The sequence below is a fragment of the Microcoleus harperi Pol14_C6 genome, from assembly GCF_036701295.1.
Lineage (GTDB): Bacteria > Cyanobacteriota > Cyanobacteriia > Cyanobacteriales > Microcoleaceae > Microcoleus.
Genome location: NZ_JAUBQN010000020.1, coordinates 24,148 through 50,362, shown reverse-complemented (window position 1 = coordinate 50,362; position 26,215 = coordinate 24,148). Strand labels below are relative to the sequence as shown.

The 26,215-nt window shown below is 46.6% G+C and carries 27 protein-coding genes; 18 read left to right on the top strand and 9 right to left on the bottom strand.

Annotation, left to right across the window (positions count from 1 at the left end):
• Positions 1 to 190: 190 nt before the first annotated feature.
• Together QUA27_RS15320 and QUA27_RS15315 are read right to left on the bottom strand one after the other, a co-directional pair.
• On the bottom strand, positions 191 to 1,012 hold the full coding sequence (locus QUA27_RS15320) for an SDR family NAD(P)-dependent oxidoreductase (RefSeq protein WP_333068880.1): 822 nt from the start codon (positions 1,010 to 1,012) through the stop codon (positions 191 to 193).
• A 758-nt stretch (positions 1,013 to 1,770) separates the two neighbouring features.
• Entirely contained in the window at positions 1,771 to 3,204 is a 1,434-nt protein-coding gene (locus QUA27_RS15315) for a carotenoid oxygenase family protein (protein WP_333068879.1), read from the bottom strand.
• 73 nt (positions 3,205 to 3,277) lie between these two features.
• Between QUA27_RS15315 and QUA27_RS15310 the strand changes: the two genes are divergently transcribed.
• From QUA27_RS15310 to QUA27_RS15280, 7 genes are all read left to right on the top strand, one after another.
• The gene (locus QUA27_RS15310; RefSeq protein WP_333068939.1) at positions 3,278 to 4,315 is read left to right on the top strand and encodes a S66 peptidase family protein; all 1,038 of its coding nucleotides are present in this window, start codon (positions 3,278 to 3,280) and stop codon (positions 4,313 to 4,315) included.
• 97 nt (positions 4,316 to 4,412) lie between these two features.
• Positions 4,413 to 5,171: a class I SAM-dependent methyltransferase gene (locus QUA27_RS15305; RefSeq protein ID WP_333068938.1), complete on the top strand. Its 759-nt coding sequence runs from the start codon at positions 4,413 to 4,415 to the stop codon at positions 5,169 to 5,171.
• A gap of 221 nt (positions 5,172 to 5,392) precedes the next feature.
• Positions 5,393 to 6,394 (top strand): cytochrome c oxidase subunit II, encoded by a 1,002-nt coding sequence (locus tag QUA27_RS15300; protein ID WP_333068878.1) that lies wholly within the window; start codon positions 5,393 to 5,395, stop codon positions 6,392 to 6,394.
• Between the two features lie 78 nt (positions 6,395 to 6,472).
• A complete protein-coding gene (gene ctaD, locus QUA27_RS15295; protein WP_333068877.1) occupies positions 6,473 to 8,278 on the top strand; it encodes a cytochrome c oxidase subunit I in 1,806 nt (601 codons plus the stop codon).
• A gap of 196 nt (positions 8,279 to 8,474) precedes the next feature.
• The gene (locus QUA27_RS15290) at positions 8,475 to 9,098 is read left to right on the top strand and encodes a cytochrome c oxidase subunit 3 (protein WP_333068876.1); all 624 of its coding nucleotides are present in this window, start codon (positions 8,475 to 8,477) and stop codon (positions 9,096 to 9,098) included.
• Between the two features lie 38 nt (positions 9,099 to 9,136).
• On the top strand, positions 9,137 to 9,541 hold the full coding sequence (locus tag QUA27_RS15285) for an HNH endonuclease (RefSeq protein ID WP_333068874.1): 405 nt from the start codon (positions 9,137 to 9,139) through the stop codon (positions 9,539 to 9,541).
• A gap of 171 nt (positions 9,542 to 9,712) precedes the next feature.
• Complete coding sequence (locus QUA27_RS15280; protein WP_333068873.1) at positions 9,713 to 10,945, top strand: hypothetical protein; 1,233 nt, start codon at positions 9,713 to 9,715, stop codon at positions 10,943 to 10,945.
• Positions 10,946 to 10,956: 11 nt separating this feature from the next.
• On the opposite strand, the gene QUA27_RS15275 is transcribed toward QUA27_RS15280, so the two are convergent.
• The 4 genes from QUA27_RS15275 to QUA27_RS15260 form a co-directional block, all read right to left on the bottom strand.
• Positions 10,957 to 11,256 (bottom strand): (2Fe-2S) ferredoxin domain-containing protein, encoded by a 300-nt coding sequence (locus tag QUA27_RS15275; protein ID WP_333068872.1) that lies wholly within the window; start codon positions 11,254 to 11,256, stop codon positions 10,957 to 10,959.
• A 132-nt stretch (positions 11,257 to 11,388) separates the two neighbouring features.
• Complete coding sequence (locus QUA27_RS15270) at positions 11,389 to 12,363, bottom strand: cysteine synthase A (RefSeq protein WP_333068871.1); 975 nt, start codon at positions 12,361 to 12,363, stop codon at positions 11,389 to 11,391.
• Positions 12,364 to 12,428: 65 nt separating this feature from the next.
• A complete protein-coding gene (locus QUA27_RS15265; protein ID WP_333068869.1) occupies positions 12,429 to 13,010 on the bottom strand; it encodes a Uma2 family endonuclease in 582 nt (193 codons plus the stop codon).
• A 334-nt stretch (positions 13,011 to 13,344) separates the two neighbouring features.
• Positions 13,345 to 13,983 carry a peroxiredoxin gene (locus QUA27_RS15260; protein WP_006632618.1) on the bottom strand — a complete coding sequence of 213 codons (639 nt, stop codon included), beginning with the start codon at positions 13,981 to 13,983 and terminating at the stop codon, positions 13,345 to 13,347.
• Positions 13,984 to 14,143: 160 nt separating this feature from the next.
• Between QUA27_RS15260 and QUA27_RS15255 the strand changes: the two genes are divergently transcribed.
• From QUA27_RS15255 to QUA27_RS15235, 5 genes are all read left to right on the top strand, one after another.
• Entirely contained in the window at positions 14,144 to 14,419 is a 276-nt protein-coding gene (locus tag QUA27_RS15255; protein WP_333068937.1) for a hypothetical protein, read from the top strand.
• Positions 14,420 to 14,514: 95 nt separating this feature from the next.
• Positions 14,515 to 14,877: a cupin domain-containing protein gene (locus QUA27_RS15250; RefSeq protein WP_333062924.1), complete on the top strand. Its 363-nt coding sequence runs from the start codon at positions 14,515 to 14,517 to the stop codon at positions 14,875 to 14,877.
• A gap of 549 nt (positions 14,878 to 15,426) precedes the next feature.
• Positions 15,427 to 16,302, top strand: a complete 876-nt coding sequence (locus tag QUA27_RS15245; protein ID WP_333068868.1) for a ChaN family lipoprotein — start codon at positions 15,427 to 15,429, stop codon at positions 16,300 to 16,302.
• A gap of 44 nt (positions 16,303 to 16,346) precedes the next feature.
• Entirely contained in the window at positions 16,347 to 16,928 is a 582-nt protein-coding gene (locus QUA27_RS15240) for an NADPH-dependent FMN reductase (RefSeq protein ID WP_333068867.1), read from the top strand.
• Positions 16,929 to 16,962: 34 nt separating this feature from the next.
• Complete coding sequence (locus QUA27_RS15235) at positions 16,963 to 17,133, top strand: hypothetical protein (RefSeq protein WP_333068866.1); 171 nt, start codon at positions 16,963 to 16,965, stop codon at positions 17,131 to 17,133.
• Positions 17,134 to 17,389: 256 nt separating this feature from the next.
• Here the strand turns inward: QUA27_RS15235 and QUA27_RS15230 are convergent, their stop codons facing one another.
• The 3 genes from QUA27_RS15230 to QUA27_RS15220 form a co-directional block, all read right to left on the bottom strand.
• Entirely contained in the window at positions 17,390 to 17,554 is a 165-nt protein-coding gene (locus tag QUA27_RS15230; protein WP_190661231.1) for a hypothetical protein, read from the bottom strand.
• A gap of 65 nt (positions 17,555 to 17,619) precedes the next feature.
• Complete coding sequence (locus QUA27_RS15225; protein WP_333068865.1) at positions 17,620 to 18,450, bottom strand: inositol monophosphatase family protein; 831 nt, start codon at positions 18,448 to 18,450, stop codon at positions 17,620 to 17,622.
• A 72-nt stretch (positions 18,451 to 18,522) separates the two neighbouring features.
• Positions 18,523 to 19,956: a BCD family MFS transporter gene (locus tag QUA27_RS15220; protein ID WP_333068864.1), complete on the bottom strand. Its 1,434-nt coding sequence runs from the start codon at positions 19,954 to 19,956 to the stop codon at positions 18,523 to 18,525.
• Positions 19,957 to 20,098: 142 nt separating this feature from the next.
• Here QUA27_RS15220 and QUA27_RS15215 point away from each other — a divergent pair, with 142 nt between their 5' ends.
• From QUA27_RS15215 to QUA27_RS15190, 6 genes are all read left to right on the top strand, one after another.
• Positions 20,099 to 21,043, top strand: a complete 945-nt coding sequence (locus QUA27_RS15215; RefSeq protein WP_333068936.1) for an aldo/keto reductase — start codon at positions 20,099 to 20,101, stop codon at positions 21,041 to 21,043.
• A gap of 106 nt (positions 21,044 to 21,149) precedes the next feature.
• A complete protein-coding gene (locus tag QUA27_RS15210; RefSeq protein ID WP_333068863.1) occupies positions 21,150 to 21,665 on the top strand; it encodes a methyltransferase family protein in 516 nt (171 codons plus the stop codon).
• A gap of 49 nt (positions 21,666 to 21,714) precedes the next feature.
• The gene (locus QUA27_RS15205; RefSeq protein WP_333068862.1) at positions 21,715 to 23,151 is read left to right on the top strand and encodes a hypothetical protein; all 1,437 of its coding nucleotides are present in this window, start codon (positions 21,715 to 21,717) and stop codon (positions 23,149 to 23,151) included.
• A 399-nt stretch (positions 23,152 to 23,550) separates the two neighbouring features.
• Entirely contained in the window at positions 23,551 to 25,137 is a 1,587-nt protein-coding gene (locus QUA27_RS15200; protein WP_333068861.1) for a chloride channel protein, read from the top strand.
• A gap of 151 nt (positions 25,138 to 25,288) precedes the next feature.
• Complete coding sequence (locus tag QUA27_RS15195; protein ID WP_333068860.1) at positions 25,289 to 25,768, top strand: J domain-containing protein; 480 nt, start codon at positions 25,289 to 25,291, stop codon at positions 25,766 to 25,768.
• A gap of 76 nt (positions 25,769 to 25,844) precedes the next feature.
• Positions 25,845 to 26,117 carry a DUF3143 domain-containing protein gene (locus tag QUA27_RS15190; protein WP_333039717.1) on the top strand — a complete coding sequence of 91 codons (273 nt, stop codon included), beginning with the start codon at positions 25,845 to 25,847 and terminating at the stop codon, positions 26,115 to 26,117.
• Positions 26,118 to 26,215 lie beyond the last annotated feature (98 nt).

Sequence of the window (26,215 nt, the reverse complement as noted above, 5' to 3'; positions counted from 1 at the left end):
GTACATAGCCCTTGTAGGGACACGGCAATGCCCATTGGTGTCAAGTTAAGGTTAAATCGGTAGTCCGATAGTCCGACAGTCCGATAGTCCGACAGTCCGACAGGGGTTGAAACCCCTGGCAGACTAACGGGTGGGCGAGCTGACAGCTTAAGTTGACACCAATGGCCGAAGAGCCCGCCCAGAAAAGGGTTTATCGCCCGCTAGCTAAAGCCTCTCGCAATTTGCGGCCCCGCGATTTATCCCGAAGTTCGGGAGTCGCCATCCGCAACACAAAATCCAGCAACCAAGGTGCAATTCGGTGACACCAAACTGCTAGATGACTTTGCCATCCTACCAAGATTTCCGGCGCATCTTTCTGCAATCCCGCGACAAGTGCTAGGGCAACTTTTTCGGGAGTTGTGGGCACTACCCACCGGAATTGTTCCAAGTCTCGCACCATGTCGGTATCTGTTAGAGATGGCAATAAAGCTGTGACTCGAACATTGTACTGAGTTAACTCGCTGCGTAAAGCTTGGGTGAATCCTAAAATGGCAAATTTCGTAGCAGAATAAGTCGCCATTGTGGGCGCGGCAATTTTTCCCATTAAGCTCGAAACATTGACGATGGTTCCTTCTTTTTGAGTCGCCATTCGCCTCGCTACTAAGCGGGTAATTGTGTAGGTTCCGAGCAAATTTAAGGCGATTTCTTCCTCGATTAATGGCAGCGGAGAACGCAAGAAAGATGCTTGGTGGGCGACGCCTGCACAGTTGATTAGCAGGTGAATCGGGCCGCAATCTCGCCAAGCTTGGGCGATCGCAATATTCACCGCTACTGACTGAGTTAAATCCAAAGCTAACGGCACTACTTCTGTGCCAAAAAGATCGATTTCCTCGGCCAGTTCAATTAATTGCTTGCGGTTGCGCGCCACAATCAACAAACGTTTGACTCCTTGTCTCGCTAATTCCAGGGCGATCGATCGCCCAATTCCGCGCGAAGCTCCTGTAACAAGAGCTGTTTTTCCTTGAAGTTGCATAGATTAAACCTTTTGGTTGATGCTCACCGCGGCACGGAGTTATGAGTTGTGAGTTGTGAATTATCAGTTATGAGTTGAATATTTTGGCGGTAACAACTCATAATTCATAATTGTTGAAAAGGCTATCTTGTTTCGATAGACCTCATCTATTTGTGGGGTTAACTCAAAACTAAAAACTGTTGAATCGCTAACGTGCGCGTGAGTTGAACTAAACTTTACTTTGGGTTTGCCACAAATCAGTCAAATATCTGGTCTTTTAACCTCATGCCAATAGACAAACTTGAGATGGGCAAACCGAGTCGAAATCATGGCCAAGCGGGCTTTATTACCGCTTTTTCTTCAGTTCGCGGAGGCGGACTTTGCCTGTGTAGCCGCGAATAAACTGGCCGGGGATTGATGATCCGCGAATTTGTCATTTACCGGGGTTGGAGAACCCCTCTTTCTTCACTCCGTGGAGGCGGACTTTGCCTGGGTAGCCACGCATTCATTCCCCGGGAATATTCGCCGGGATTGGTTATTCGCCAGGGCTTAATTACCCCTCTTTTTTTAGTCCGCAGAGGCAGACGATATCCTGTGCAACCGCGACTTAAAATCGCCGGGGATTCGTGCGAATTGGCACAGGATAATTGAGCAATGCAGATTATCAATTCCACACCTCCTAGATATGAGAATTTCCTATCTACACACACCTTAACAACTAGAAGTTAAAGCGGCAACAATTTTTAATAAATCTTCCGCAACACTTCTTTACAATTTTCTCATACTGCCGATTTCCAAGTGCCGTGAAAGCCCAAAGGTATGACACCGGGCAATTCTAGCTTGCAAACAGGTTCGCGGGAAAGTCCGTCGCTGTCAAATATCCAGACTTCGCTGCTGTCAGAATTGCCGTCGTAAACAACTGTTACTATCCAACCTTTTTCCGAGGCAATATCTGAAACGTAGATGGGCTCTGCGGGATAGCGATTTTCGCCCAAGTCCGCAATTGTGAGATTGCGGGTTTGCGTGTCCAAACGGGCGATCGCGCCATAACGTTCCGGTACAATATCAACGTCAGGCCGATACATTGCCAGATAAATATATCGCGAGTCTTGCCCTATTTCTGAAGCAGGTACCGTCGGAAATTCGCAAGGTTGATCCAGCAATTCTTCGGCTGCTGTGACTTGGCCAGTTTGAGGATTGAGACACACCCGCCACAGAGTCCCCTCCGCATCAGTGCGAGTTTCGCCCGCCGCTACTTCTTTCAGCCGCTGATTAGTTTGAAAGTCAGCGAAGCGCACAAAATCAACCGCTACCGAACCATCTTCCTTGACAAAACCGTTAGCAAAATGCCACTGAAACCAAGAATCAGTTTTGCCGCGACTAACTAAAGATAGAGTTTCTGAGTCAAAAACTAATATCTGAGTACCTAACTCCGGTTTCCACTTAAACGACTCGCTATAACTGCTAATTCCCGTTAACAATGGCAAAAAATTGACTTGCACCGGCGGGATAAAAAATATCAGATACTTTTCCGCAAAAACAAAATCGTGGAGCGCGTAAATTCCATCTAAAGCAACTGTTGATTGTTGCACGACTTTGCCAGTAAAATCGCTTTTATACAGATTCAACTGTGTAGTCGCACCGTTGGTAACTCCAAAGTTAAAAATATTGCCAGTAATCGGGTCGCGCTTGCAGTGAGCAGAATAAACAAATTTACTATCTAAACTGCCTAAATCATCAGTTCCCTGAGTTTCCAGGGTTTGCAAATCGAGGCGGTGAGGCGGGCCACCTTCCCACAATGCCAAAAGGCGATCGGGCAAAGCTAAAACAGAAGTATTGGCAGCATTTTTAACAGTTTTAGTCCACCGCAACCACACAGGGCCCGGTGCTGTCATGCCATAATTACTGTAGAGAAATTTATCAGCTTTTTCTTCAGCTAGATATCCCGCTGTTTGCACGTAGCGATAAACAGCCGTAGCACCGACATCGGTAAAATGTACTGCCAAAATTGCACCGTCGCCATCAAACCAGTGTCCCGCAGCAACACCGCCGCGTTCCAAACGTCCGGGCCCGTTGCGGTAGAGACTGCCGCGCAATCCTTCGGGAATTTTACCAGTTTTAACCGATAGCTGAGTCAGCGGAAACTCCGCAGCAGGAAGGGCTAAAGATTTGGCCCAGGATTTTTTAGCTGAGATTTTAGTGTCGGTTTTCATTTGAAACTCGCAATTTTCAAGTGATATGGCAGAGATTTTCCTATACAATTATAGCAAAAGTTACCTAACAGCTATGACTCTCCGCCGCCGTGCTCTGCTGACAACTTTTGGGCTGACTGCTATTGGTACTCAGCTTGCGCCGTTAGCGAACCCCTCGAAGAGGATCGCGCAAACCAACCTATCTCCCAAAAGTGCGATCGTTAAGCCGCGCCGCCTGCAAGTTGGCGATACTATAGCTTTAATCAATCCTGCCGCTTTCAACTATAAAAAAGAAATCGAGGATTTTTTTAAAGTTATCGAAAAGCTGGGATTAAAAGTTAAATTGGGAGAGCATTTTTACGATCGCTACGGCTATTTAGCAGGCAAGGATGCCGATCGCGCCGCCGATGTCAACGCAGCTTTTGCCGATGACTCCGTGCGAGCTATTTTTACCGGGATGGGTGGCTGGGGCTGCGGTCGGATATTGCCGCTGCTGGATTACAATATTATCGGCAACAATCCCAAAATTATTATGGGATTTAGCGATATTACTGCGCTGTTATTGGCGATTTATGCTAAAACTAATAGAGTTACTTTTCACGGCCCTTTAGGTGCGTCAACTTGGAGTCCCTTTACAGTGGATTACGTCAAAAAAGTTTTGTTTGACGGAGGTTCTGTGACGATGCAAAACTCCAAAAGCGTGCAAGTTCAAACAATCGGGCGCGGCACAGCTAGGGGAAAACTAATCGGCGGCAATTTATCAGTAATCGCAGCAATGGTGGGTTCTGCATATTTACCGCAGTGGGAAAACAGTATTTTGTTTGTTGAGGAAGTTGGCGAAGAAGTTTATCGCATCGATAGAATGTTGACGCAGCTCAAATTAGCGGGCATTCTCGATAAAATATCAGGTTTTTTTTTCGGACAGTGTAGCAAGTGCGAAGCTGAAAAACCGCAAGAGTCCCTAACCTTACCTCAAGTCTTGTCCGACCACATTCGCCCTTTGAAGATTCCTGCGTGGTACGGTTCAATGGTGGGGCACATTCGGGAGCAGTTCACTTTGCCGATCGGCCTAGAAGTTGAAATTGACGCTGACTCTGGTACAATTAAATTGTTAGAATCCGCTGTCAGCTAAATTTTAAACTATTCTCGATATTCGCGAAGCTCTTCCTCTGCTCCTGCATTACCGCGCAGAGCCTGGTAATGAAAAAATTAAACATACAATTAGGACGATCGTGAAAAACCGACAATTCCTCAAACATCTAGCAGCAATTACCTTAGCAATAATTTGCCTGTTGCCGCTCAATGCCTGTGCAGCAGCAAGTAAAACCGCAAATGGCGACACAATTTATCAGCAGCGAACCGTCCACAATCCCGACGGCACCGGCAAATTTTACATGGGTCGAGAAATTGCCCAAGTCATGGGATATCAAGGTGCTGGTTGGCTGGAAAGACCGTCTCGCGGCATGGAAGAAAAATCAGCTCGATTAGTGAACAATCTCGATTTAAAACCAACCGATATTGTAGCCGACATTGGAGCGGGAACGGGATATTTTAGCTTTCGCATCGCTGCCTTAGTTCCAGAAGGAAAGGTTTTGGCAGTTGACGTGCAGCCGGAAATGATTAATTTTATTAAATTGAATAAACAAGAAAAAAATATTGCTAACGTTGAGCCAGTTTTGGGAAGTATCGACAATCCGAATTTGCCCGAAAACAGCGTAGATTTAGTTGTGATGGTGGATGCTTATCACGAATTTGCATATCCCAGAGAAATGATGCAAGGAATTGTGAAAGCACTCAAACCGGGAGGCCGCACGGTATCGATCGAGTATCGGGGCGAAAACCCGATGATTCCCATTAAAGGTTTGCACAAAATGACGCAGAAGCAGGTGAAAAAAGAAATGGCCGCCGTCGGTTTAGTATGGAAAGAGACAAAAGATATGTTACCCCAGCAGCATTTGATGGTGTTTGAGAAACCCTCTCAAATTTAGCAACCAAAAAGAGCGATTGTATACCATTTTTACTCATTTTTGTCAAGGTACAAAAGACGTATTTTTGAGGCGCGCGGGCGATCGGTCACACATACTAAGCCTTAAGTAACCCTTAAGATAGACATTTTACTAAAAATACCATTTACAATTAAAAATTGATAACCCAGAGGCGCTTCCTTCATTTTTCAAGCGAAGAAGTGTCGCTATTAAGAAGTACCAGCGTGAACATTCCAAGTTCCATCCTCACCATGCTCGCCGGCATCGTAGTGACTCTGATCAGTCTCTGGTACGGGCAGAATCACGGTTTACTCCCGATCGCCGCCTCTGATGAAGCATCCGACATAGACGCACTCTTCAATACAATGATGACCATTTCCACTGGATTATTTATCATGGTCCAGGGAGTGCTAATCTTTGCTGCAATTAAATATCGCCGCCGTCAAGGAGACAACACAGACGGGCCACCTTGGCATGACAATTTTCCCTTAGAAATTCTTTGGACAGCCGTGCCAGCGGTGATTATTTTAGGAATCGGAGTCTACAGTTTTGAGATTTACAACTCAATGGGAGGCCTCGATCCGATGGGCAATCACGACCACGGCACCATGCAAGCGCACTCAAAAATGCGCGGAAGTGCGATCGCAGCCACACTCTCAGATACACCCCAAAACGCCCCTCAAATTCCGTCTCAAAAACTCGTTGCTTTAGGCGTAGGCGCTTCCCCAGAAAATGAAGACAAACCAGCAGACTTAGTTGTAAATGTCACAGGTTTGCAGTACGCCTGGATTTTTAGCTATCCAGAAAGCGGCGTTAGTTCCGGCGAACTGCATATGCCAGTCAACCGCGACGTACAGCTAAATATCTCAGCTCAAGACGTGCTGCACGCATTTTGGCTGCCGGAATTTCGCCTCAAACAAGATGCAATTCCCGGGCGGCCGAGCGAACTGAGATTTACACCAACTAAAACCGGCGAATACCGGGTTGTTTGTGCTGAATTGTGCGGCGCTTATCACGGAGCGATGAAAGCTCTAGCAGTCGTTCACACGCCAGAAGAATTCGACACTTGGCTGCAAAGCCAGCAAGTTGCTAGCAGTCAAAACTTAGAGCAAGCAGTTGCAGTCAATCCAGGGGAATTGTCAGAAGGAGAATTTTTGGCTCCCTACGTCAGGGAAATAAAAATTAATTCCGAAGCCCTAGAACAACTTCACCCAACTCATCACTAAAAATAGTCATTAGTTCTGGCTACTGGGTCTTTGCTCCTCAGCTAATAACTAATGACTAATAACTAATGACTAATAACTATGACACAAGCACAGTTCCAAGAAAGTGCAAACACTGAGGCTCGCGGAACAGCGCCCGCTGATAGACACTGGCGCGACTACTTCACTTTTAATACCGATCACAAAGTCATCGGTATTCAATACCTGGTAACAACATTTATTTTCTATCTAATCGGCGGCGTGATGGCAACTTTGGTGCGAACAGAACTCGCCACCCCCGACGCCGATTTTGTCACCCCCGAACTCTACAACAGTTTATTTACTGTTCACGCCACGGTGATGATCTTCTTGTGGATCGTACCCGCCGGAGCGGGATTTGCTAACTTTTTGATCCCCTTAATGATTGGGGCAAAAGATATGGCATTTCCCCGGCTGAATGCGATCGCCTTTTGGATGATTCCCGTAGGCGGCGTGTTGCTGTTGAGCAGTTTTTTGGTAGGAGCTCCGCAGGCTGGTTGGACTTCCTATCCGCCTTTGAGCTTAGTTACTGCTCAAGCCGGGGAAGAAATTTGGATTCTCAGCGTTTTGATTCTGGGAACTTCTTCGATTTTGGGCGCGGTGAATTTTGCCGTTACCATCTTTACCATGCGCGTTCCGAGCATGAGTCTCAATGAAATGCCTTTGTTTTGCTGGGCGATGATTGCGACTTCAGCGCTGACTTTGATTGCGACTCCAGTCTTAGCCGCAGCTTTGATTTTGCTGTCGTTTGACTTGTTAGCAGGGACGGCATTTTTTAACCCCACCGGCAACGGCGATCCCATCGTCTACCAGCATTTATTCTGGTTTTATTCGCACCCGGCAGTTTACATTATGATTATGCCCTTTTTCGGGGTGATTTCAGAAGTTTTGCCGGTGCATTCCCGCAAGCCAATTTTTGGTTATTTGGCGATCGCATATTCCAGTCTCGCGATCAGCTTTTTGGGCTTGATCGTGTGGGCGCACCATATGTTTACCAGCGGCACTCCCGGCTGGCTGCGGATGTTTTTTATGATCACGACTATGATCATCGCCGTACCAACTGGGATTAAAATATTTAGCTGGTTGGCAACTATTTGGGGAGGAAAACTCCGGCTTGTTAGCGCCATGCTATTTGGGATGGGTTTTATCTCAACATTTGTGCTCGGTGGCATCACCGGAATCATGGTGGCTTCCGTACCTTTCGACATTCACGTTCACGACACTTATTTTGTCGTCGCTCACCTACACTACGTGCTGTTTGGCGGCTCAGTGTTTGGCATTTACGCTGCTTTTTACCACTGGTTCCCCAAAATGACGGGGCGGATGATTAATGAATTTTGGGGTAGAGTTCACTTTGTTTTAACCTATGTTGGCTTTACTGTAACTTTCTTGCCGATGCACGCTTTGGGGATGCAAGGAATGCCCCGGCGCGTGGCAATGTACGACCCGAAATTTACCACAATTAATGTCATTTGTACTGTCGGTGCTTATATGCTGGCAGTGTCTACAATCCCATTTATCATTAATGTGATTTGGAGCTGGAGGTACGGCCCGAAAGCAGGTGACAATCCTTGGCAAGCTTTGAGTTTGGAATGGATGACGACTTCGCCGCCCCCCATCGAAAATTTTGAAGGAGTGCCGGTATTGGCAACGGGGCCCTACGATTACGGCATGGAAAAAATTCAGCATACTGGGGAACGTCTCAGGCTTAAGCTGAGGGAAAATGCCACCCGCAACGCCCAGAAAACAGGTATTCCTATTGCGGAGGCTCAAGCTTCAACTTTCTTGGGCCGTACTGCAACTTTGGTCGCTCCTGAATCAGAGGTAAATGCTGATTCTCCTGCTGATGAGAGTCAAGATGGCGAATAGTTATTAGTCATCATTCATCATTTATTAGTCAAAAGTCATTAGTCATTAGTTATTAGTTATTGCTCGTTGCAATATCACAACTTGGGACAAATGACTTTTGATAGTAACAGCACACCAGCGATGTAGGGATAAAAATTTTCCCCTCTTGCTTCTTCCCTCTTCCTTCAATATCCCATTACCAACTAGCAATTTAATTATGCAAATTCCAGCGATCGATCCGACAAAAACAGCCCTAAATTACCACCACGAGGGTGAAGTAGAAGCACACGGCGTCGAGCATCCCGACCACCGAATGTTAGGTGTAATTGTGTTCCTGTGTGCTGAAGGCATGATATTTTTCGGTATGTTTGCCGCGTATTTGATTTATCGGGCGATGGCCCCCGTGTGGCCTCCTGAAGGTACGCCAGCGCGAGAGTTATTGCTACCGGGAATCAATACGGTAATTCTGATTGCTAGCAGTTTTGTGATTCACAATGCTGATACTGCAATCAAAAAAAATGATGCCACCGGAATGCGGAATTGGTTGCTCGTAACTATTGCTATGGGCGCAGTTTTCTTGTTCGGCCAGGTTTACGAATACACTCATTTAGAGTTTGGCTTGACGACGAATTTGTATGCCAGTTGCTTTTACGTTTTGACTGCTTTTCACGGTTTGCACGTTACGTTGGGAGTGCTGTTGATGGTGGCGGTGGTGTGGCGATCGCGCGCGCAAGGTCACTATTCTAGCGAGCACCACTTCGGAATCGAAGCGACTGAGATTTACTGGCACTTTGTGGATGTAATTTGGATTGTGTTGTTTCTGCTGCTGTATATTTTGTAATCCCAGAGGCTTTTGGGCCTCTGCCGCAAGAGATTTGTATGACCCCCAATTGGGGGTTTTTTATTGTTTGGAGAGTGCGATCGACTTTCATTCACTTCCTCAAAGCCGATCGCGCTAAACTAAAAGTAGCAATTCTCTTATCCAGCAGCATTGAGAAAATTATGCAGTGCGAATTGTGCGATCGACAAATGGAAGCATTAACCGCCCATCACCTCATCCCCAAACAAAACACCAAGCGGAAAAACGAAGATCCCAGCCCGACAATCGACATTTGCTCCGCTTGTCACCGCCAGATTCACTCTCTATTTGACAACAAACACCTCGCCCAAGAGCTCAACACCGTGGAAAAGCTCAAAAATGACCCTGAACTCCAGAAATTTCTCTCTTGGATTAAGAAACAAAAAACCGACAAACGCATTCAAGTACGCGGCAAAAAAGCTTGATCGTAGGGCCCCGACTCAGATATATAGTCCTGGACGCAGTTACTGTCTCAAAGCCGGTTTATTCATAAAATTTTAGTTTACGAAACTAAAATTTTGCAGACAAACCCGGTTTTTTTGCATAAATCCTAGTATAGTAATTTACTTATTAGTAACAAGCTGCCAACAATTATTATGAACCTCACCTCCCTCGAACTCGCAAAAGACCGAGCGCGCATCTTCAAAAACTACCTCCAAATGGAAATAGATGGCAAAGCTAACATAAACAAACTAGCTTTTTTAGACCGGGGCCTTGAAAAATCCCCTTACCAACAAGAAATTAAAAACTATCCTGATTATCTCAAACAGAAACCCGACGGCTTAAAAGTAATTAGCTCTATTCCCGGCCCCAATAATCCCCTCAAACTTACCCCGTTTCCCAGTCTGGGAGAAGTACCTCAAATTAACTCTCAAGCTTTAAATTTTCTCCACGAAGACATCAAAGAAGCCTGCGTTTGCATTGGTACTTTTGTAGACGGCAAAATTCAGGCGCAGTGGCTGGGAAAAAACGCACTTACCAATGCTGAGCAGTGGAGTGCCACTAAAATTATTGCACTCCTTAATATCGTCAGTCAAGTAAATAACAAATATCCCGACTGCGACATTGACAACTGCGTTGTTAGAGATGGGAACGGGCTAAAACATGATTTTTACTTTTATGATGTAGCAAAAGACATGATTAGCTATGCCTCAACTATAGCAAGTTCAAACTCCTTAGCCGCGATGTTCAAACGCTTCGATACTCGCATAGGACTAGAGCAATGGCTGAAGAGCGCTACTGGCAATAATGACCTAATTTTTCGCGGCGATTACGGCGAAAATCCTTATCTCAACAACCCTAAAATCTTCGATCTCACCAAAAAACAAGTGCTGCTAAGTGCAGCATTAAACACCACCAAACAAAAAAATTCCGTATCTGCTTATGACTTAACCAGGCTGATTTCCATGTTAGGATGGCACTTCCACATCGAACAGCGATCGCGCATGAAAGCATCTCAGTGGAACAGCTTAGAAAGCATTGTCAGAGCAATGGGAAATGACACGGCTCGATATGTGGACGTAGCAATTAAAACTTTGGGGATGGATAGCCTTATCACTTCTCCAGTAATTATCTCAAAATTGGGTTACGGACTGAGCTCGATCAGGGGAACCCTAGAAACAGTTTATGTGGCTTTAGTGCGGTTTGTTGACGAGCGGCCGAAGGCTGCGGGAAAGCCGGCAAAACTCAGAACTTTAGCCATGAGTTTGCGGGCCGAAAAAGCTGTAGGCGGTTCCACCAATGTCGATCGCTTGGCGATCGAACTCGACGCCAGATTTTGCGCCGAAGTCACGGAAATTCTCCGCCGGTTGTTTGCGGAAGAATTTTAAAGGGCGATCGACTACTTAGAAAGTCGGTGAAACTTGCGGTAAAGCATCCTCTCTACCGGCTTTCCTCCCCGCAAATGTTGGTCAGTTATTGTCGCAGCTTCTTCAGGGCAAACGCCATTGTACCAAACCTCTTCTGGCAGCACTAACACCATCGGCCCGTTGCCGCACTGTCCCAAACAACTGCTAGCAACAACTTCAACTTCTGAGGGCGACAATTTCTGAAAAGCTGCCAGTACCTTTGCTGAATTTTGCTTGCGACAAGTGCGGTTTTGGCAAACAAGAACTTGCCTAGAAGATTCGATCATTTTCATGTTTTTTTACTTGACATTCTGCTACATATATGCTATTTTTTTATCATGGGAATAGGTGCGCGCATATATGCCCAGATTGCCCAGATTTGAGATAGGCCCAAATTTTAAGGTGCGCCGCAACGCACCCTAGGGTTAATCTGGTGACAAACCTTTGGAAGCCAACCATTGTCGATCGAACAAACGCGACTGATACCGAGCCCCGCCGTCGCAGAGTACCGTAACAATCGTATGTCCAGGTCCCATTTGCTTCGCTAAAGCCACTGCCGCCCCTACATTAATCCCCACAGAACCGCCCATAAACAGCCCTTCTTTCCTCAGCAGTTGGTAAATCACCCGGACAGCTTCAGTATCGTCAATTTGAATGGCGTCGTCTACCGGGGCATTCTCCATATTTGCAGTGACGCGAGTGGTGCCAATTCCCTCAGTAATCGAACTGCCTTCAGTCTTAATTTCCCCTGTTTTGAAATAACTGTAAAGCCCGCTGCCCATCGGGTCTGCCAAGACAATTCTAACAGCAGGATTTTTTTCTTTCAAAAACATTCCTACGCCAGCAAAAGTGCCGCCGGTACCAGTAGCTGTTACCCAAGCATCAACTTTCCCGTTGGTTTGTTCCCAAATTTCCGGGCCCGTTGTCTCGTAATGAGCTCGGCGGTTGGCTAAATTATCAAACTGATTTGCCCAGACTGCATTCTCCATTTCCGCAGCCACTCTTCCCGACAATTTGACATAATTATTCGGGTCTTTGTAAGGAACCGCCGGAACAGTCCGAACTTCAGCGCCCAAGGTTTTCAAAGCATCTATTTTTTCTTGAGATTGGTTATCGGGAATCACGATCAAACATTTGTAACCTTTAGCGTTGCAAATGTGGGCTAAACCGATGCCAGTATTGCCGGCAGTGCCTTCAACAACGGTGCCGCCCGGTTTCAGCAAGCCTTTTTCTTCTGCGTCTTTGATGATGTATAAAGCAGCCCTATCTTTAACGGAACCGCCGGGATTTAGAAACTCTGCTTTGCCGAGAATTTCGCAGCCAGTTTCATCGCTGAAGCTGTTTAAGCGAATTAGTGGTGTGTTGCCGATTGTGCCTACAAAGCCATTTTTAATATCCATATTTTTGGCGTGTGTGTATCCTATGATTAATTTTTACAATAAGTTGATATTTATTGCTACCACTTTTACCAAATCTTGCTCATATTGAGTATGAATCCGGGCAAAACGGGGTCGCCGCTGACTGTCGCGGGATTCTCCAAACATTCCTCTGGCAAACCAGGACGGTAAATATAAACTCGGCGATTTTTGCGGTCAATTAACCAGCCTAACTGCACTCCGGGTTCTCTCATATATTCTTGCATTTTTTCTTGCAATGGTTTGAGATTGTCAGAAGCCGACCTCAGTTCTACTACAAAATCCGGGCAAATCGGGGCAAACTTTTGCTTTTGTTCTGGTGACAAAGCATTCCACCGTTCCAGTTTAATCCACGAGGCATCTGGAGACTTGTCACCCATTGAAAGCTTAAATCCCGTACTGGAGTCAAAACAGATACCAGTTCCATCTTGCCCGGCCCAAATATACAACTCTCCAAACACGCTACCGCTGCGATTTCCCGTCTCCGAACCAGTAGGAGGCATAATTAGCAATTCTCCCGATTTGTTGCGTTCAATGCGTAATTCACTATTGATTTGACAGAACTCGAAAAACTCGTCGTCTGTCATTTGCAATTTGGGCGGTATTCGCAACACAATTGTTGATGACAGCATTTTGCCTTTCCTCAAATCTAAAGTGTTTACACAAGATTGCACAATTTTTTTTGTAGTTAGGACTTTAGTCCTCAAAAATCAGGGTTAAGGACTAAAGCATTGGTGTAAACTTAAGCCTAAAACCCTTGATAAATATCGCTCTTACCTGAGTCTATATCCCCCTAAATCCCCCTTAATAAGGGGGACTTTGAGTGCTTCCTGTCCCCCCCTTAATAAGGGGGGCTAGGGGGGATCGAGGGGTTAATCGGTAGACGGTATACTGATACTACTTTTGACGTTAAGTTGACACGAATGGGACTAAAGTCCTTACTACAAACAGGGTGGTAAATTAAACCTATTTATTCGGCTGAGGAGTCATCCGCAAATAAGGCTTAATCGGCGTATAACCTTTAGGAAATTTCTCTTCCAACTCTTTCGGGTCGGTAATCGAAGGTACGATTACGCAATCGTCGCCATCTTTCCAATCAACTGGAGTCGCAACGCTATATTTGTCGGTAAGTTGCAAGGAATCAATTACTCGCAAAATTTCATTAAAATTGCGACCCGTACTCGCCGGATAAGTAATGCTTAAACGCAATTTCTTTTCCGGGTCAATCACAAAAACTGTGCGGATTGTTAAGTTGTTCAGCGAGTTGGGATGGATCATGTCGTAAATGTCGGAGACTTTACGATCGCCATCTGCTAAAATCGGATAATTGAGGGTGACATTTTGAGTTTCCTCAATATCTTTAATCCAGCCCATGTGAGAATCCACATCATCGACGCTGAGGGCAATGGTTTTAACGCCCCGCTTTTCAAATTCAGACTTTAGACGGGCCACTGCACCGAGTTCTGTGGTGCAAACTGGAGTATAGTCTTTCGGGTGAGAAAACAACACGACCCAGCTATCCCCAGCCCAGTCGTAGAAATTGATTTCGCCTTCAGACGAAGCTTGGGTAAAGTTGGGAACTGTATCGCCTAATCGCAGAGTCATAACTGATTTCCTCTAATTTTATTTAAGGACTGTTCCTTATCATGCCATAATTGCCCGGTTTCTCGATCGAGCTGTAAAGGATTCTAAACTTTTTGGTCGATCGATCGGCAATTCCACTACTGTAATGTATGTGTGGCTTATACCGCTAAATTTTCTTGCTATGCTTTACTTTCTGCTGAAGGCAATACAGCCTATTTTAGTCCCGCTGTGTTTTGTGTCCGCCTGGGGTTTAGTTTTTTTGCTTTTTTTGAGTGTCGGGCGTGCTGTCACCGACTCCCTGCGTCGAGCTCAGCGGATGCACCAAATCCCTTGTGCTAACTGCGTATTTTTCACCGGCGACTACCACCTCAAGTGTCCCGTTCAGCCTACTATAGCTTTATCTGAAGATGCGATCGACTGTCCTGATTATCGAGCGCATTCGGGAATTTACGGTTAAAAAATCCGGCCGCCGCTATACATATTTCTTAACATCTCTGGCTCTTTCAATTAAACTTAAGTTGTGGTAAAGAGATTTTCAGGAGAGGGGAAAGAATGCTAATTCAAAAGCTAAATGCCTGCGATGAGTTTATTGCTGGCGACGGTACTCAACTGCGAGAATTATTGCATCCAGACAAACAAGCTGTGGATTTGCGTTACAGTTTAGCCCACGCCGTTTTGCCACCGCGACAAACTTCTGCGCTGCACTCCCTGACAACTTCTGAAGTTTATTACATCCTTAGCGGCGTTGGAGAGATGCACATCGACGACGAAAATCAATTCGTGGAAGCCGGAGATGCAGTTTACATTCCGCCAAACGCCAAGCAGTTTATTTACAACTGTGGCACAGAGCCGCTAATATTTATTTGTATCGTCGATCCCGCGTGGCGAAAGGAAGACGAGACTATTTTCCAGTAATTTTCTAGTTTTTCTCATTTGAGGCTCGTTACCCGGCTCTGCCCGGTAACGCCTATCTAGAAGCTCTGCCTCTACTTAAAAAAACATCACAAACCGAAAATCTCTTTTAACAACAACAGCACCCAGCCATATGTACCGAGTGATTTCCTCTTTTTTCAACTTCGATGTGGAGTTGCAATAATCCTCAGATTCAGTTGCATTGCTCCCCTCTAATTAGTTGAGGAAGTGTCAGCTTTGTTGGTGGGTGCTGCTATTGGTTTTTGATGAGACAGATGTGAGATTAAACAGCGTTTTTACTCCTTAGATTCTATTGTGAACTTCGCTGTGGTATCTAGAGGTTGTATCTGTCAGAGAAGCTTTTTGTTCGCTTCATATTATTAATTTAGCACCTTCTTCTAGAAGCGCAAGTACCTGCAACTAAACTTTACATTTTTAGACGTAAGGGTGGATAATTATGAACTTAAATTAAGCATTGAGCTTTCTAGCTGCTCAGCTAAAATAGTAGAGTTCGGCTGTGCTTGCTGCTGCGAGAAACGGCATAATATTTGTATGAAAACAACCAAACTCATCAAACTGTGCGCCTTATCGCTCGGCATCTTCCTGCTGTGCAGCAGTGCAGTGACAGCGCAAACGACAGCAAACCCTCAACCTCCGCAAACTTACACGAACCAAGAGATTCTGCAACAGTTGGTAAAGGCAAAAGTCGTGTATCTGGGAGAAACCCACGATAGCGCGGAAGACCATCAAGCTCAACTGGCGATTATCCGAGAAATGCAGCGCCAAAATCGGAAAATTGCGATCGCGATGGAAATGTTTCAGCGTCCCTTTCAAAGCGCGATCGACAACTACTTAGCAGGTAAACTGACTGAACAGCAATTAGTCGAGCAAACAGAGTACGATCGCAGATGGCGTTTTCCCTGGGAATCTTACGCCCCCATTTTGCGGTTTGCCAAAGAAAATCAACTACCCGTCCTCGCCTTAAATACACCATCCGAAGTAACGAGAAAAGTTGCGTCTCAAGGTTTAGAAAGCCTCACAGCAGAGGAAAAAAAGCATATTCCCCCAATATCCGAAATTCGCACCGACAACGCCGAATATCGGCAACTGCTGCTAGAAGTTTACCAGCAACACCAAAAGGCAGAACAGGGAAATAGTACGGCTTTTGAAAGATTCTTGCAAGCCCAAGTTTTGTGGGACGAAACTATGGCGGAAAAAATAGCTGAATTTGTCAAAGCAAACCCCGACTATCAAGTTGTCGTGTTGGCGGGTAAAGGACACATTATGTACGGTTACGGCATTCCCAGTCGCGTCGAGAGGCGTTTGGGAGTCGGAAATCTCAAAGTGCGATCGGTTTTATTAAATTCCAGTGACAATCCTGCTTTATCGGCAGATAAACCCATTGCTGACTTTGTTTGGAATCACTAGAAATAGTACAATTATACGCGCAAGCAATAATCAGGAAAAAATCAATGACAAACAGACCAAAAATTCTCGCATTTGCCGGAAGTACCCGCGAAGCATCCTATAACAAACTGCTGGTAAAAGTTGCGGCGGCTGGGGCGAGGGCGGCGGGCGCAGAAGTTACTTATGTAGATTTGCGCGATTTGCCGATGCCGCTATTTGACGAAGATTTGGAAGCAAAAGAGGGAATGCCAGAAAATGCCCGAAAATTGAAGGAATTGATGGTAGCGCATGACGGGTTTTTGATAGCTTCCCCTGAATATAACAGTTCAATTACGCCTGTGTTGAAAAATGCGATCGATTGGGTATCGCGCCCAGCACCGGGTGAACCGGGATTGGTGGCATTTACTGGCAAAGTAGCGGTAATTATGAGTGCTTCCCCAGGGGGAATGGGCGGTTTGCGGGGATTAGTGCATTTGCGATCGATCCTGGGGAATATTAACGTATTGGTACTCCCCGATCAGAAAGCAATTCCCCAAGCTTTTGAAGCATTTAATGCTGACGGTACGATGAAAGACCCCAAACAGCAGGACGCTGTTGAAAATCTCGGTGCTAAGTTGTCTAATGTGCTGTCGAAATTAATCGCCTGAAGCACTAAATTCATTTGGCAGTAGGGACACAGCAATGTTGTGTCCCAATCCCAGCATCTGTTATTTCGCTGGCTGCATCAAGTGCGATCGCGCCGCAGAATTGCTACGATCCGAGTCGGTTGACTGTTATTCTCACCCGCAAATTAACATGACATTTACCGGATCTCCCGACTCAGCACCTGCTAAAACGAGTAGTCGCGCTTGAGAATTGCCCTTAGAAAATCATCCGTCTGGTGAATCCCTGAAATTCTACTATCGAGATTAGCCGGATCGCCAACCGCAGACTTTTCCCAGTTTCTTCCAAAGTTTATTCTTGTATCTTCCCACAAGCTAACTCTTCGACCTAGCCCATATACCACTCATCTACTTTTTCCAACACCGCAGTAAATCAATTTACCCTTGTGCCTCTACTTGAAAACGGGTATAATTTTATTTCTCAGATATAATAGCGAGTTCAAAAATTACCACAAATTGTACCAAAACCGCATCACCCGATCGACGTAAAATAAAACCACCCGATCGCAGATTGGCAGAAATAGACAAGAGTAGGCATACTTGAACCATCGGTCATCGGTCGGTATATTTCTTCCAAACAGCACGGCAGGCGTGGGAGACTCCTCCGTCACGCCTGCCCTGCAGTTTTATTTAATAATTGTTCGATTTCCTACGGGATAGCTTCCCTTCGCACAAATCACCCCCTTTTTTTCTTCTTCCAAGCCTCCACAAACGGCAAAAACACCGACACCAACTCCTGCCGGTTCATCACCAAAGTCGGATAAGAAACCCTAGCGTAATTCTTACCCACTTCCAGCGGAAAAATTGCCTGGGGTTCCAGCGGCAACCAAACCGCACCAGCAGCCTTCACAATTACCCAACTCCCGGCAATATCCCAAATTTTCGGCGTCGCTTCCACTCCTCCCAACACCGCACCCGAAGCCACAGTTAAAAAATTGTAACTAGCCATACCCAACATCCGAACTTTACTCGGAAGATGAGGCCCCATTCCCACACTCCGCGAACACAAATTAAAAAAATGATTGCCGCTCATTTTATCAGCACTCGGCCGAATTGGCTGCCCGTTTAAAAACGCACCTTGAGGCATATTGTCAAACAGGCCGCCCGCCAAATCAGGTGCAAAAAAACCGTGAAAAGACTGATTAATTGGCGGCAAATGCACGCAGCCAAAAACCGGAGTTCCGCGATACAACAAACCCAAAGAAATACCCCAAATCGGAATTCCCCTAGCAAAATTAGTTGTACCATCCAAAGGATCGACAACCCAACACCATTCAGTATCGGGGAAAACTTGTTCTCCTTCCTCACTCAAAATGCCGTGACTGGGGAAAGCAGATGCGATCGCACTTCTAATTTCTGCATCCGCCCAATTATCGGATTTCGTCACCAAACTCCCGTCATCCTTTTCATCCGCTTGTGCGGAACCGAAATCTTGCAGCAACTGCTGTCCGACTCTCTCGACAGTAACCCGTGCAAAACTTAAAATAGAATCCCAAAAATTAGTCATTAGTTATTCGTTATTCGTTATTCGTTATTGGAACTAACAACTGCCACAAGCCACCGACTAACTGACAAAACCTTAGTCTAATTCATTTTCAAGAATAGTAGCGATCGCACTTTTAGCATTATCCTGAAACTCCCCAACATCCACCCTACCCAAAAGCCAAACAGCCAGAATCATACCCACCGCCGGCACAGCAAACACCAACCCGTAAGCCAACATCGGCACCCCAAACAAACTCCTGCCCAAATCCAAAATAGCACCGCCGCTAACGGTTGCCATACCCCGCGCCATCGCCTGCGACAAACCCCAAGCGCCAATAAAAGTCCCAGCAGTTTCCGCAGCAGTCAAATCCAACATCAAACTCAGCGCCCCCGTCGTCGTAATTCCCGAAGCTAAACCAAACAACATTAAAGCCGACTTAAACACAATTGGATTACCAGTGAATCCAGATAAAATAATCAAGCCAAAACAAACCGCCACCGACAAACAGCCCAACCTAATCGTATTTTGCTTGCCAATTCGCGGCACAATTAAAAAACCAGTAGTAGCCAAACCGATCAGCGTACCAGTACCGTAAATAGCATTCAACCGCGTAGTTTCCGAAATCGGCATCTTAAAAATTTCCCCGCCGTAAGGTTCCAAAACGGCATCCTGCATAAACAAGCAAATTGTCATAATCAGCAGGAAAGTAAAAAACAAACCGGTTTGGCGGCTAGCAGTCAAAATCCGCAGCGCACTTCCCAGAGTAATTTTATCTTCTCGATTCACTGCCGACGATCGCACGCCGTACCGCGAATACTTTTTCTCAACCCCAAAAGTCGCAATCCCCACCAAAAATAAAACAACCGCCGGCACTTTCACAAACAAACCATTAATCGAAGCCTGCAACACTTCCCGCGACACGTCCCCATCAATTTGCTTCAGCAAACCGCTGCTAACAATCGCCCCGATAATAATACCAACCATCAGCATCGACCACACCACCCCCACCAACTTCGATCGATCTTCCTCATCCGAAACATCGACCAACAAAGCAGCAAAAGGAGTCGAACTCGAACAAATAGCAATACCGTAAAGCGCAAAAATCAAACCCAACAAACCCACCCAACCGTAAGTAGCAGTCGTCCACCCCACAGTCTCCAAACTGCTGCCCAGGCCCCACATCACCTGCACCGCCAAAAAAGCGGAAATCACAAACAAAACGCTTCCTACCCACACATAACCCGTGCGGTGATGGCCAAACAAAGGCTTAGCATCAGACATTTGCCCGAACCATACCCTAGCCGGGGCGACAAACTGGTGCATCGCCAGCGTACCCGCCACCACAGTAGCTGGAATCGCCAACTCCTTAATCATCACGCGATTGAGCACCCCCAGCGTCAAAATCGACATCATGCCCAATCCCATCTGAAACAAACCCAACCGGAACATAGTCAGGAGGGTAACTCTCTTGATGGCAGGAGTCGCGGAATCTGTTAATCTTGAATCTGGCAAACGGTCGATCGACATAGCTATTCAAATAAACACAGCATTTGCATTTATAGTAACTGACATACTCGCCACCAGCCGCGTTTCCTCCCCCGGCTAGAAGCTCGATGGCGACTATTTATAGAAAAATAATAGACAATAAAGAATTGTGGATTTACCAACCGTGACAACCATTACCCTAGGACAAAATGGCCCAGCCGTCATTCCCCTGTGCGTCGGAACTTGGGCTTGGGGCGACAAACTATTTTGGAACTACGGCAGCAACTACGGCGCCGCCGAAGTCGAAGCAGCATTCAAAACATCCCTAGACAGCGGACTCAACTTTTTCGACACAGCCGAAGTCTACGGTAACGGCTTGTCAGAAGAATTACTGGGGCAGTTTCTCAAAAAAACCACCCAACCCGTGCAGATAGCCACCAAATTCGGCCCCGTACCTTGGCGGATTACAGGAAAATCAGTTTCCGACGCTTTGAGTGCCAGCTTAAAACGCTTGCAAGTAGAACAAATAGCCCTCTACCAAGTGCACTGGCCCTTCACTTTTTTACTGAGTCAAGAAACCCTGATGAACGCCTTAGCGGATGAAGTAAAACAAGGCAGAATTCAAGCAGTAGGAGTCAGCAACTATTCAGTAGAACAGATGCGGCAAGCCCACAAAATACTAGCAGCAAGAGGCGTTCCCCTAGCAACAAATCAAGTCCGTTACTCCTTGCTGTCGCGGCAAGTAGAAAAACAAGGAATTGTGAGTGCAGCCCGCGAATTGGGAGTCACAATTTTAGCGTACAGCCCCTTAGCCCAAGGATTGCTTACCGGCAAATACACAGCCCAAGAACAACCTACAGGAGCCCGCAAAATGGACTCCCGCTTCAGTAAAAGCGGCCTTCAAAAAATTGAATTAGTCATGTCCACCCTGCGGAAAATGGGCAGAAAGCGCGATCGCACGCCCGCCCAAGTAGCCCTAAACTGGTTGATATGCCAAAACGGAGTCATCCCCATTCCCGGTGCCAAAACCGCAAAACAAGCCCAAGAAAATGCAGGCGCATTAGGCTGGAATTTGAGCGAAGATGAAGTTAACCAACTAGAATTAATGACTCGTCCCTGGCGAGAATAAATTTGTTAATTGTTGACTGTTGACTGTTGACTGTTCACCGTAGGTTGGGTTTTACTTCAGTCTACCCAACCTACAGTTCACTTTCTTCTCCCTTCTTCCTTCTATTATGAAAATTTTAACTGACTGGGGTTTCACGCGCGAAGGCTGGCGCAACAACAGCCGCGGCGAATATTTAGTTTTGCTGCAAGGAGCCCTGCTTACAGCATTTATACTCTTGCCTGTTTATCAACCGCCGAAATTCAAAATCGCATCAACTCAATTAATTTATCTGACCTGGATTATAGCAAGTATTCTCGGTTTAGGCGGATTAATTTTAATTGTCAAAGGGCTGATAGATTTGGGTAAAAACCTCACACCTTTACCCTATCCCAGAGAAGATGGAGAATTAATCCAAACAGGCATTTATGGAATTGTGCGACACCCATTATACAGCGGCTTAATTTTATCAGCTTTCGGCTGGACAATTTTTCAAATGAGTATATCCCACTTAATAGCCAGCGCACTATTAATAATATTTTTCGAGATCAAAGCCAACCGAGAAGAAAGCTGGTTAACCAAAAAATATCCCGACTATTCAGAATACAGCCAGCGAGTCAAAAAACTAATTCCCGGAATCTATTAACACATCCCATCTGCATCTGCGTTAATCTGCTTCTATCTGCGGTTAAAAAATGAAATATAACAAAAAAATACAAATTCTACTGCTAGCCTTAACACTATTTTTATGCTTATCACAGCAATTAACAGCGTGCAGCTTTCTCAAAAAACCCTTTCAACTTCCCGCCTCAGCCAAACAAGAACCCTGGCCAATTCAAACAGGCCTCCGAACAGCCATACTCCGCGACAACATACCAACAGTCAACCGCATAGTTTTAGTACCAGACGAAGGCACATTCTTAGCAGCAATCCAAAAATGGAATCTCAAAGGAAACTGGCCTATTCTCATCGAAGACAAAAAATATACGCCCATGTTTGTGCAGCGCTTTCAACCCGAAGAAATAGTGCGTTTGCCCAGCATCAAACAGCAACTGCCAAAAAATCAAAAACTCCAACAACTAATGCTCAACAGCGCTGCAGCAGCCTGGAATGCCACCGATACTCCAACCTTAAAAGCACAATGGAAGCAACTCGGCTGGGAACCCCCAGGAGTAGTAATCACATCAGAAAATGACCCGGCACGCTTAGCAGCAGTTGCCTTAGCAGCCGCTCACGGCGAACCTTTAGTATTTCTAGAAGACAACTTCGGCAAACCCAACGATACCCTCAATAACACACAGTGGAAAAATCTGCAACTAGCAGTTACAAAAGCTGTCGAATCAACCGGATATTTTTACTCTCAACTCGCAGACCCGATCGACACAATAACCATTGTACGCCAACTAGCAGTCAAATATCAATCTCCTGAAAAACCCGACGAACAACTAGCTGTTACCGACGGTTTGGGACGGCACCCCAACGGCGAACGCTGGGCGGCTGCCGGCTGGATTTACGGCTCCGAGGTACGATCGATCTATCAAGCGATGTGTGCCATATTTCTCGATACCGAAACCGCCATGCTTTATGACAGTTACCCCAAGGAAGGAAATTGGGGGAAATATGAAATGGAGGCAGCAGCTAGCGGACTAAAAACTATAGGTTTGAATGTCGAAGTAGTGCAGAAACCCGAATCTAGCCTGGAAAAGTGGCGGAGTTTAGCCTCAAAACCGTGGACATTTGACTTAATATTAATGAATTCCAAAGGCTATCCTAAATCATTCCAAGTCGGCAACGGCGACGCTTCAGTTGAGGACATACCAAAACTCCAATTTCCCGCAGCAATCCACATGATCCACAGTTGGTCAGCAGCCGCCCCAGATGACAACAACACGGTTGCCGGAAGGTGGTTAGAAAATGGTGCTTACGTATATATTGGCAGCGTCAGCGAACCTTTTTTATCTGCCTTTATTCCACCTAAATTAATGGTCGATCGCCTGAAGCGAGGCGCACCCTTTTTAATCGCAGCACGCCAGCTAGAATCCCCACCCTGGAAAGTCGCCACCATCGGCGATCCGCTAATGTCGATCGCCAAACCCAGACCAAGAATCCCACCCACTAAACAACCGATGTGAGATTATGCGCGATCGAGGAATTTAAAATTGGAGATTTGAGATTTGTGATTGTAAGGTAAAACCTCAAATCGCCAATTCTTTAATTTGAAAGTTGTTTTGCAGTGAGTTATATGATATGACCCGTTCATTGATGCGATCGCCCTAAACGCCAACACGCTAAATATAGTTAATTAGCATTATCGCCAGAGTATTATATCTAAGTTTGAATGTAACTTAGCATACAATCACGCCAAATCCGCCGCTCCTCAGAATCAGTCATTCCACCCCAGCGGGCCGCCCAAAAAATTTACCCTAAAATACGCCTTAATTAAGTTGTCAATTCCCCTAAAATCACTCAAAATGAAAATAAGAAATAAATTGTAATATTATATAACTTCTCACCGAAGAATTAACCGCTAAATGAGAGCCATCCCTCCTGTGGATCTGCCGCCACCCGGGCCAACTGCAGCAACTCCCCAAGCCTCCCGACTAAGCCCGCTATTCAACCGCCTGCACCCCAGCCCAGAAACCCTCTTGCTCATCCTGTCCCTAGTCATAGGGGGAGTTACGGGCGCAGGCGTCGTCACTTTTCACTACCTCATCCACTTCATCCACAGCCTGATGCTGGAAGACTTCATGGGTGCGATCGCGTCGAAAGGCTCTTGGACGCTAGCCTGCATTCCCACCCTCGGCGGAGTCATCATCGGGCTGATGCGGTGGCGGTTTCGGGATTTTGGCCCGAATATGTCTTCCTTAATTGCAGCCACCCGCGGGCTGCAAGAACTCTCCCCCCTCAAACCCATCACCAAAATGGTGGCAGCCTCAGTTTCCCTCGGCACCGGCGCCTCCCTGGGCCCGGAAGCCCCTAGCGTCGAAATCGGCGCTAATTTTGGAATGCTGCTGGCTCAAGTCTTGCAGCTCTCCCCAGAACGGCAGCGCTTGCTCCTGGGCGCCGGAGCTGCTGCAGGCTTATCCGCCGGGTTTAACTCTCCCATCGCTGGAGTCTTCTTTGCTTTAGAAGTCGTACTCGGCAGCACCTTCGCCACTTCGTCAGTCAGCGTTGTCTTGCTCTCCGCCGTAGTTTCAGCGCTGATCGCTCAAATCTGCTTGGGATCTCAGCCGGCCTTTGCTTTGCCGGTTTACGATGTCCGCAGCCCCTTAGAACTACCTCTGTACATGGGATTGGGACTTTTGGCGAGCGGAGTCTCCTTAGCCTACACAGAAGCAATTCAATTGGCCGATCGCTGTTTTCAAGGCAAAATCCGAGGATTTGCTTGGCTCGGACGAATGCCCCGGCCGCTTCAGCCCCTCATCGGCGGGGCCTGCGTCGGCTTAGTCGCCCTGCAATTTCCTCAAATTTTGGGTGTCGGCTACGAAACAGTCCAAGCAATGCTCCAAGATGTTAAATTTTCCTTGCCTTTGCTGCTGCTGCTGCTGTTTGTAAAACTGGCGATGACAGCAATCAGCCTCGGCAGCGGTTTAGTGGGCGGTATCTTCGCTCCGGCGATGTTTTTGGGAGCTTCCCTGGGTTCGGCTTACGGCCTCTTTTTGGAAATGCTGCCGGCAATGAGCGATCGAGTCGCCGGCCCTCCCGCCTACGCAATGGTGGGAATGGCCGCAGTCCTCGCCGGCAGTGCCAGAGCACCGCTGACAGCCATCCTATTGATGTTTGAATTAACCCGCGATTATCGGATTGTCTTGCCTTTGATGGCAGCAGTCGGATTGAGCGTTTGGCTGGTGGAGTGTGTCAACCGTCGATCGACTGCCCACAGCCTCAACCTTCAGCAAATGGGCGTAGACGTGGCTCTCAATACACCGATCAAAGCCAGAGAACAGTTGCAAGATTGGGAAGACGCTCTGGGCGATCGCATCGTCACAGAACTGATTTCTTGCCCACTGCCCACCGACGGCGAACACAGTATCGATCGACGAGAACCCACCGACGCTCCAGTGCTAGCCCTAGCAAATCGACCTTCCTCGGACAAAGTCAACCCCAATAAAGAATAAAAAACAGCGTGACAGCAGCAACAGCAAAAGAACGGGAGAATTGAGAATTATTCCCTCTGCGTTCTCCGCGCCCTCTGCGGTTAATTCCTCTTCCTTCAGATTTCCGCTAAAATAACCAAATATTATTAACAATAGGCAGAGAGGGGCTTCGGTGGCAGGAAACGAGGCAACTGCAAAAAACAAAAGTCAAAAAATACCCGGAAAAACCCCCTTGGGTTCCACTCATTACAGCTTGTTAGGGCTGCATCCTTCAGCCTCAGTAATTGAAATTCGGCGATCGTACCGGGAACTGAGCAAACTCTACCATCCCGATACCACCGAGCTGCCACCCGCAGTCGCCACCGCCAAATTTCAGCAGCTCAACAACGCCTACGCCACCCTCAGCAACCCAGAACGTCGGCTCGCCTACGACCTCAAAATAGGCTATTCTCGCCTGAACGTGATTGGGCCACCCCCAGGCTTCGATGCTCCGGTTTCGGGCTCCGGCAAAAAAACTTACAACTCCGCTTACCTAGATCCCACCGATCGACCTCTTTCTCCTGGAGAAATGTTCGCTCTGTTTATCATGGGAGCTAGCTTAATCGGATGTTTGGTACTGGCGATCGCGATCGGCTTAATTCGCGGCAATTAAAGCCTCCAATCCCCAATCTCCAATCCTCAATCGGAAATCCCCAATCTAAAATCTAAAATCTAAAATCTAAAATCCCATGACTCTTCCTTCCGCTGACACTCCTTTGTACAACCACCCACTCCCTGAAATCGAGCAGTGGCTAAAAAGCCGCGGCTGCCAGCAAGATCGGCGAGAACTCCACTGCTGGCAGATCGAGCAACTTACATGGAAAGCAGAACTCTCCCTCGATATTGACCAACTTACCGTCCGCTACATCGATGCTGGAGCCGACGGCCAAGACATTCAGCGAGCATTCAAATACTCCCTCTCACGTCAGGACATTGAAGCGGCCGTTTTCTCCGGCCCCTAATTTGATTTTAGATGGGCGATTTTAGATTTTAGATTGAGAAATACATTTCAGAATCTACCTAATTGGAAAGTGAAAAATTAATCTAAAATCCAAAATCT

Bases quoted from the DNA above. Each gene is read 5' to 3' on its own strand.
- QUA27_RS15280 (WP_333068873.1), top strand. From the start codon at position 9,713: ATGAACCTCACCTCCCTCGAACTCGCAAAAGACCGAGCGCGCATCTTC.
- QUA27_RS15250 (WP_333062924.1), top strand. From the start codon at position 14,515: ATGCTAATTCAAAAGCTAAATGCCTGCGATGAGTTTATTGCTGGCGAC.
- QUA27_RS15255 (WP_333068937.1), top strand. From the start codon at position 14,144: ATGCTTTACTTTCTGCTGAAGGCAATACAGCCTATTTTAGTCCCGCTG.
- ctaD (WP_333068877.1), top strand. From the start codon at position 6,473: ATGACACAAGCACAGTTCCAAGAAAGTGCAAACACTGAGGCTCGCGGA.
- QUA27_RS15320 (WP_333068880.1), bottom strand. From the start codon at position 1,012: ATGCAACTTCAAGGAAAAACAGCTCTTGTTACAGGAGCTTCGCGCGGA.
- QUA27_RS15275 (WP_333068872.1), bottom strand. From the start codon at position 11,256: ATGAAAATGATCGAATCTTCTAGGCAAGTTCTTGTTTGCCAAAACCGC.
- QUA27_RS15265 (WP_333068869.1), bottom strand. From the start codon at position 13,010: ATGCTGTCATCAACAATTGTGTTGCGAATACCGCCCAAATTGCAAATG.
- QUA27_RS15210 (WP_333068863.1), top strand. From the start codon at position 21,150: ATGAAAATTTTAACTGACTGGGGTTTCACGCGCGAAGGCTGGCGCAAC.
- QUA27_RS15190 (WP_333039717.1), top strand. From the start codon at position 25,845: ATGACTCTTCCTTCCGCTGACACTCCTTTGTACAACCACCCACTCCCT.
- QUA27_RS15205 (WP_333068862.1), top strand. From the start codon at position 21,715: ATGAAATATAACAAAAAAATACAAATTCTACTGCTAGCCTTAACACTA.
- QUA27_RS15290 (WP_333068876.1), top strand. From the start codon at position 8,475: ATGCAAATTCCAGCGATCGATCCGACAAAAACAGCCCTAAATTACCAC.
- QUA27_RS15240 (WP_333068867.1), top strand. From the start codon at position 16,347: ATGACAAACAGACCAAAAATTCTCGCATTTGCCGGAAGTACCCGCGAA.
- QUA27_RS15225 (WP_333068865.1), bottom strand. From the start codon at position 18,450: ATGACTAATTTTTGGGATTCTATTTTAAGTTTTGCACGGGTTACTGTC.
- QUA27_RS15235 (WP_333068866.1), top strand. From the start codon at position 16,963: ATGTTGTGTCCCAATCCCAGCATCTGTTATTTCGCTGGCTGCATCAAG.
- QUA27_RS15220 (WP_333068864.1), bottom strand. From the start codon at position 19,956: ATGTCGATCGACCGTTTGCCAGATTCAAGATTAACAGATTCCGCGACT.
- QUA27_RS15285 (WP_333068874.1), top strand. From the start codon at position 9,137: ATGACCCCCAATTGGGGGTTTTTTATTGTTTGGAGAGTGCGATCGACT.
- QUA27_RS15260 (WP_006632618.1), bottom strand. From the start codon at position 13,983: ATGACTCTGCGATTAGGCGATACAGTTCCCAACTTTACCCAAGCTTCG.
- QUA27_RS15200 (WP_333068861.1), top strand. From the start codon at position 23,551: ATGAGAGCCATCCCTCCTGTGGATCTGCCGCCACCCGGGCCAACTGCA.
- QUA27_RS15245 (WP_333068868.1), top strand. From the start codon at position 15,427: ATGAAAACAACCAAACTCATCAAACTGTGCGCCTTATCGCTCGGCATC.
- QUA27_RS15270 (WP_333068871.1), bottom strand. From the start codon at position 12,363: ATGGATATTAAAAATGGCTTTGTAGGCACAATCGGCAACACACCACTA.
- QUA27_RS15310 (WP_333068939.1), top strand. From the start codon at position 3,278: ATGACTCTCCGCCGCCGTGCTCTGCTGACAACTTTTGGGCTGACTGCT.
- QUA27_RS15315 (WP_333068879.1), bottom strand. From the start codon at position 3,204: ATGAAAACCGACACTAAAATCTCAGCTAAAAAATCCTGGGCCAAATCT.